Source organism: Streptomyces sp. NPDC052107 (genome assembly GCF_040680215.1).
Classification (GTDB): Bacteria; Actinomycetota; Actinomycetes; order Streptomycetales; family Streptomycetaceae; genus Streptomyces.
The window spans coordinates 1-2033 of sequence record NZ_JBFAWG010000251.1 but is presented as its reverse complement, the minus strand read 5'-3'; the positions used below and the strand labels follow the sequence as shown (position 1 = coordinate 2033).

Sequence of the window (2033 nt, the reverse complement as noted above, 5' to 3'; positions counted from 1 at the left end):
CGTGCTTCAGATGGGACCAGTCCAGGGTCATGGCCGCAATCATCCCAGCCGCATCCGTCTCACCAATCTCGCCACCAAGATCGTGTTACGAGCTCTAAGGGCTGTCCCGGAATGCGGTGCCAGGCTGTCACGCCCCTGCTCCCCACGATGGGGGGCGTCAGCTGTTGACCTTGGCGCTTGCGTTCGACGCCCGCCCCGTGAAGAGTTTCATCCGGCGGACGCCCCTTCGGGGCGATGTCGTTCGAGCTGGGGCAGGGGCAGAGGGATGTGCGTAGTGGATGCGGCGGCCAAGGAGGCTGCCGTCGCTCGGTTCCTCCGCGAGTATCCGCAGATAGAGCAAGCTGACTGCGACCACCCCGCGCTACTGGGCTGCACCGATGTCGCTTGGTCGCAGATTCCCGGGTGTCCTGCCGGGATCCCGGTCCTGCTCCGTGGGCTCCTCGATCCGATAGCCGGCCCCAAGGCCCTGCGTGTGCTGGGCAACGTCTTGATGAACAGCGTCTTTCACGTGAGCACAGCGATGCCAGCCGCCCTGCCCTTCCTCATCCGCCTGGCAACCCTCCCTGACATCGCGGTGCGCTCCGGCCTGGTCGACCTCTTGGTCGTTGCCGCGGAGCTGTCTCAACCCGTCGACGCGGACAACGAACGCCAGGTCGTGCTGCTCGGCAACGACTGCGATCACCCGGAACGCGAATGGTGCAGGGCCGCCTTCGCCGCACACGCTTCTGCGCTGCGCGCGTTGTTGGAGGACGAGACTCGTCCGGACGGACTGATCAGCGCCGACGACCACGAGTGCCTGCTCAAGGCTGTTGAACCGCAGAGGCACCTCTCCTCCTAACTACCGTCAGGCCAGCACGGGTACGCGGCGTGAAAAGATCTTGTGGTGTCTGGTGTGATCACAGCGTCGAACCCTTCCTGGATAGCCCCCTTCACCGGGCTGAGCCCATTTCAGTTCCGCAAGTTGATCACCGCGTTGCGCCGCGAAGGAGCGGATCCGGTTCGTAGAGGACGACCGTGGAGCCTGCCGTTGGAGGACCGGGTTTTGCTGATCGCCGCGTACTGGCGGACGAACCTGACCTTGCGGCAGCTTGCCCCGCTGTTCGGAGTCTCGAAGTCGGCCGCCGACCGCATCATTGGCCATCTCGGGCCCTCGCTCGCGCTCCAGCAACGCAAGCGGTTCCGCAAGGGCACCGTGCTGATCGCGGACGGAACCCTGGTCCCCACGCGCGACCACACCATCGCCGAGCAGTCCAAGAACTACAGGTACTCCACCAACCACCAGGTCGTCATCGACGCGGACACCCGGCTCGTCGTCGTGATCGGCCGACCAGTCGCCGGCAACCGCAATGACTGCAAGGCATGGGAGCTGTCCGGCGCGAAGGGCGCTGTTGGAAGGGCGACGGTGATCGCGGACGGCGGCTACCGGGGTACCGGCCTGGTCATCCCTCATCGCCGCGAGAAAGGCCGGGCCGAACTGCTGGCCTGGAAAGAGGAGCACAACGCCTCCCATCGCAAGGTCCGCGCCCGCGTCGAGCACACCTTCGCCCGCATGAAGAGCTGGAAGATCCTCCGCGACTGCCGCCTGAAAGGCGACGGCGTCCACCACGCCATGCTCGGCATCGCCCGCCTGCACAACCTCACCCTCGCCGGGTGAGCACACGCCGCACATCAGGCGAACGCGTCCAGGTCGGCACAGAGATCATTTGCGGGACAGCCCTTAGGCGCGCGGTTGCGCAGCAACCTTACGCAACAGCGAAGGCCCTCACCGTCGCAACGTCCGACGGTGGGGGCCAATCGACGGGCTTGATAGTGCGTTGGCTTCGCTCTATGAGCGGTGCGCCGCTACGTGGTGTCGCCGTCTTCCTCCATAGCTGCCGCAATCCTGGCGTTGGCAACTTCCTCGTGACCGTCGATGCAGCCGTGATATCGCCGGTGGATCCGGAGTTCCGCAGCAGCGGTAGTGGCATAGTCGCCGAAAACCCGGTTTGAGCTGCGGAAATGCCGCATGGCCCAGTGGCGGGGTGTGTCACTAG

The 2033-nt window shown here is 65.4% G+C and carries 3 protein-coding genes; 2 read left to right on the top strand and 1 reads right to left on the bottom strand.

From position 1 onward, the window contains the following. The first annotated feature begins 274 nt into the window (after positions 1-274). Positions 275-838 carry a hypothetical protein gene (locus tag AB0M27_RS47530; RefSeq protein WP_365732424.1) on the top strand — a complete coding sequence of 188 codons (564 nt, stop codon included), beginning with the start codon at positions 275-277 and terminating at the stop codon, positions 836-838. Between the two features lie 45 nt (positions 839-883). Then, positions 884-1654 (top strand): transposase, encoded by a 771-nt coding sequence (locus tag AB0M27_RS47525; protein ID WP_365732423.1) that lies wholly within the window; start codon positions 884-886, stop codon positions 1652-1654. A gap of 188 nt (positions 1655-1842) precedes the next feature. Here the strand turns inward: AB0M27_RS47525 and AB0M27_RS47520 are convergent. Continuing rightward, a partial coding sequence (locus tag AB0M27_RS47520) for a hypothetical protein (RefSeq protein WP_365732422.1) occupies positions 1843-2033 on the bottom strand: 191 nt, incomplete at its 5' end.